Origin of the sequence: Halothiobacillus sp. (genome assembly GCF_027346185.1) — a bacterium.
Classification (GTDB): Bacteria; Pseudomonadota; Gammaproteobacteria; order Halothiobacillales; family Halothiobacillaceae; genus Halothiobacillus.
Genome location: NZ_DAIESY010000121.1, coordinates 1 through 4,081, shown reverse-complemented (window position 1 = coordinate 4,081; position 4,081 = coordinate 1). Strand labels below are relative to the sequence as shown.

At 54.6% G+C, this 4,081-nt stretch carries 5 protein-coding genes; 4 read left to right on the top strand and 1 reads right to left on the bottom strand.

The features are described 5' to 3' along the window. The 4 genes from M7R55_RS08820 to M7R55_RS08805 form a co-directional block, all read left to right on the top strand. A partial coding sequence (locus M7R55_RS08820; protein WP_298220049.1) for a P-II family nitrogen regulator occupies positions 1-251 on the top strand: 251 nt, incomplete at its 5' end. Then, positions 248-574 (top strand): YnfA family protein, encoded by a 327-nt coding sequence (locus M7R55_RS08815; RefSeq protein ID WP_298220048.1) that lies wholly within the window; start codon positions 248-250, stop codon positions 572-574. The genes M7R55_RS08820 and M7R55_RS08815, both read left to right, overlap by 4 nt. A gap of 293 nt (positions 575-867) precedes the next feature. Beyond that, positions 868-1,482, top strand: coding sequence for a ribosome biogenesis factor YjgA (gene yjgA / locus M7R55_RS08810; protein ID WP_298220047.1), 615 nt, complete (start codon positions 868-870; stop codon positions 1,480-1,482). A 27-nt stretch (positions 1,483-1,509) separates the two neighbouring features. Further along, positions 1,510-2,856 (top strand): UDP-glucose/GDP-mannose dehydrogenase family protein, encoded by a 1,347-nt coding sequence (locus tag M7R55_RS08805; RefSeq protein ID WP_298220045.1) that lies wholly within the window; start codon positions 1,510-1,512, stop codon positions 2,854-2,856. Between the two features lie 17 nt (positions 2,857-2,873). Here M7R55_RS08805 and M7R55_RS08800 read toward each other — a convergent pair. Further along, on the bottom strand, positions 2,874-4,081 hold a 1,208-nt coding region (locus tag M7R55_RS08800; RefSeq protein WP_298220044.1), incomplete at its 5' end, for a cryptochrome/photolyase family protein.

Below are 4,081 nucleotides of genomic sequence, written 5' to 3'. Positions count from 1 at the left end.
GCTGTCGCAACCTCAGTGTCATCTCGGTGCAAAGCTTGCTCAAGGCAGTGGATGCCAAGGAACAACACTATTCCATCGAACTGGCTGAGGCCGTTATCAACGAGTCCAAGCTGGAGCTGATTTGTGAAGATCACCAAGTGGACGAATTGGTGGACATCATCAAACGCACCGCCCGTACCGGCCAAGCCGAGGCGGGGTGGATTTATGTGAGCGATATCATCCGGGCAGTCCCGATTGCGGGGGTATCATGATATCTGCCGGCATCTATGTCATGGCGGCGTTGGCGGAAATAGTCGGCTGCTTTGCTTTCTGGGCGTGGCTGCGCCTGGGTAAATCGGCTGGCTGGTTGTTGCCCGGAGTGGTGAGTTTGATGATCTTTGCATGGCTGCTCACCCGGATCGACTCCGCTTCCGCCGGCAGGGCATATGCCACCTATGGCGGTGTGTATATTGCAGCATCGCTGGTCTGGCTATGGCTGGCAGAAGGGGTACGCCCAGATCGGTGGGACTTGCTCGGTGCCTCGATATGCCTCTTGGGTGCATCCGTCATCTTGTTCGGGCCAAGAACAGTGTGAAAGTCTGGCGTGCGATGAACTTTAAACGTTTGAATCCGTATATAATTTCTGCAATTCGATAGATACATCTTACCCGCCAATAGGTACTGATAGATTGACTCCTGATATTGAATGACTATCGGAAATCGAATGTCTCAGATCGGTCAACTAATTTCGATTACATCATTTCAGGTATGATGCTTTATTACTATAATTTTACTGAAATTGAGTCAGGTTAAAAATCTAGTATGAAACTTTATTCATTTTTGAGTAATTTTTCTAACAGTAGAATATGACTTTCAGAGGTGTTCAGTATGAAACTTTATTACTCGCCTACATTTATGAGTGATCGTCGTTTTTACGCGGCCAAAAAAGCGCATGAGCAGAAAGCGCATCAACAGGATGTGCCGGAAGATGCCGACTTCGAGCCCAGCAAGACTGAGCGCAAGCGCGAAGCGCATGCCGCCCGCGATCTCGGCGCTGAGCTTTGTGCATTGAGCGATGCGCAACTGGCGGCTTTCCCGCTGTCCGATTCGTTGCTGGCGGCCATTGGCGAATCGCGGAATATCCATGCACACGGCGCCCGCAAACGCCATCTTCAATATATCGGCAAGCTCATGCGCCAGCACGATGTGGTCGCCATTGAGGCCGAGTTGAACCGGATCGATCCGGATGCGCCCCAAAATATTCGTTTGCAGCATGAGAGCGAGCGTTGGCGCGAACGTTTATTGTCGGATGATGCCGCTGCGGTAACGGATTTCATTTCAAGTTATCCCCAGGTGGATATTCAGGCTTTGCGGCATCTGCTGCGCCAGGTCGCCAAGGAGCGGGCAGAGCAGAAACCACCCCGGTATTTCCGCGAACTGTTTCGTCTGGTGCGGGATACCTTAAGTCAGACGGAAGAACAGGCCAGTGGACACGATGCCTGACAAAAGATTACGAAGAGACGCTGATCGATGAAGATTACGATTTTTGGCACAGGGTATGTGGGGCTGGTCACGGGCGCGTGTCTGGCTGAAGTTGGGCATAACGTTCTGTGTGTTGATGTCGACGAAAGCAAGATCGAGCGCTTGAAGCAGGGGATTATCCCGATTTTTGAGCCGGGGCTTGAAACCATCGTGCGGGATAATTTCAATCAGGGGCGTCTGCATTTCACGACCAGTGCGCGTGAGGCGGTCGAATTTGGTGACGTGCAGTTTATCGCCGTTGGCACACCGCCAGATGAGGATGGTTCCGCCGATCTGCAATATGTTCGCGCTGTGGCGCGCTCGATCGGCGAGGCGATGACCTCGACGAAGATCGTCGTCAACAAATCCACTGTCCCGGTCGGAACAGGCGATAAAGTCCGAGCGGAAATCAGTACGGCGCTGGCCGAACGTGGCTTGTCCATCGATTTCGATGTCGTATCGAATCCTGAGTTTCTCAAGGAAGGTGCAGCGGTCAATGACTTCATGAAGCCGGACCGGATCATCATCGGCACCACAAACCCCGCGAGTGAAAAGCGGATGCGCGAACTGTACGCCCCGTTCAACCGCAACCATGATCGAATGATCGTGATGGATTTGCGTTCGGCCGAACTGACGAAATATGCGGCGAACGCCATGCTGGCAACCAAGATCAGCTTCATGAATGAGTTGGCTAATCTCGCGGAACGCCTGGGTGCCGACATCGAGCAGGTGCGGATCGGCATCGGTTCTGATCCACGCATCGGCTACCACTTCATCTACCCCGGCTGCGGTTATGGTGGCTCATGCTTTCCCAAGGATGTTCAAGCGCTGCACCGCACCGCCCGTGACGTTGGCTACAACGCCGAACTCCTCGCTGCGGTCGAGTCGGTCAATGACCGGCAGAAAGTCAAATTGTTCGATCTGATCGTGCGCCATTACGGCGGGCAGGAGGCATTGGCTGGCAAAACCTTCGCTTTGTGGGGGCTGGCATTCAAGCCGAATACCGATGACATGCGCGCCGCACCGGCTCGCGAGGTGATGGCCGCCTTGTGGGCAGCCGGTGCCAAAGTTCAGGCTTATGATCCGGAGGCCATGGAAGAAACCCAGCGTATCTACGGCCAACGAGATGATCTGCTTTTGTGTGGAACACGTGACTCAGCCTTGAAAGGAGCAGATGCCCTGATTGTCTGCACAGAATGGAAGGCGTTCCGTGCGCCGGATTTCGCTCTAATGGCCAGTGCGCTCAAGGAAAAGCTGATCTTCGATGGACGCAATGTCTATGATCCCAAGCGCTTGGCCGAAGATAATTGGCTTTACTACGGCATTGGTCGTGGCCTGAGTATTTCAGCGCGCTGAATCGACGTCGAGGGATGTCATGTCTGAGGTTTTTGCGTCACATCGGCTAAATGACGCGCGGCCTGGGCGCGGATGAGGGCGCGTTCTTCCGCCGATTTGCGTTGCAGGTTCTTGACCTGCAGGGCAAGACGGGGGTGCTGGGCAAAGCGCTTTTCGTGTCGGTCCAGAAAGTCCCAGTACAGGGTCGTGAACGGGCAGGCCTTCGCACCCACCGCCTCCTTGGGATTGAACGGGCAGTGCTTGCAATAATTGCTCATCCGATCGATATAGCTGCCACTGGCGATATAGGGCTTGGATGCCATGATCCCGCCATCGGCGAACTGGCTCATGCCCATCACATTCGGTATTTCAACCCATTCCACGGCATCGACGTAGACAGCCAGATACCATTCATGCACAGCCCGAGGTCGAACGCCTGCCAGCAGGCAATACAGACCGGTGACCATCAACCGTTGAATATGGTGGGCGTAACCCGTACGTAAAGTCTGGCCGATTGTCTGGCTCAGACAGTAGGCCGGTGTGTCGCCCGTCCAGAAAAAATCCGGTAAATCATGCCGGGCGTCCAGTGTATTAATGTTGAGCCATTGATCGCCATAATGGGCATAAAGCCCGCGGACATATTCCCGCCAGCCCAGTATCTGCCGGATGAATCCTTCCGCCGCGGCCAGTGGCACTTGCCCCTGATGGTAAGCCGCTTCGGCGGCACGGCAAACGGTAGCCGGATCGATGAGCTTGAGGTTGAGCGCGGCTGAGAGTCTGCTGTGATATAGCCATGGCTCATCCGTCCACATCGCGTCCTGATAGTGACCGAACAGCGGCAGTCGATGGGTGATGAAGTCTGCGAGGGCGGCTTCGGCCTGCTCTGGCGTGACCGGCCAGTCGAACCCGTCCAATGCGCCCGGGTGCTTCGGAAAATGGCGTTCTACGGTTTCGATGACCAGTTGGGTAATGGCATCGGCTGGAAAGCCGATAGGCGTGGGCAATAAGCCAGGCCCGCGTGCATCGAAGGCTTCACGATTCTGCGCATCGAAATTCCACGTGCCACCGATGGGCTGGTCATCATCCATCAAAAGAGCAGTCTGCTGGCGAAGCTGGCGGTACCAATACTCCAGTCGCAAGGATTTACGGCCCTTTGCCCAGTCTGAAAACTGGTTCTCGGTGGCGATAAAATGTCGGTCCGGATAGATTTTCCAAGGCACTTTATGACTATCACAAGTGGCTTTCA

Coding starts and splice junctions, on each gene's coding strand:
- M7R55_RS08805 (WP_298220045.1), top strand. CDS start 1,510: ATGAAGATTACGATTTTTGGCACAGGGTATGTGGGGCTGGTCACGGGC.
- M7R55_RS08815 (WP_298220048.1), top strand. CDS start 248: ATGATATCTGCCGGCATCTATGTCATGGCGGCGTTGGCGGAAATAGTC.
- yjgA (WP_298220047.1), top strand. CDS start 868: ATGAAACTTTATTACTCGCCTACATTTATGAGTGATCGTCGTTTTTAC.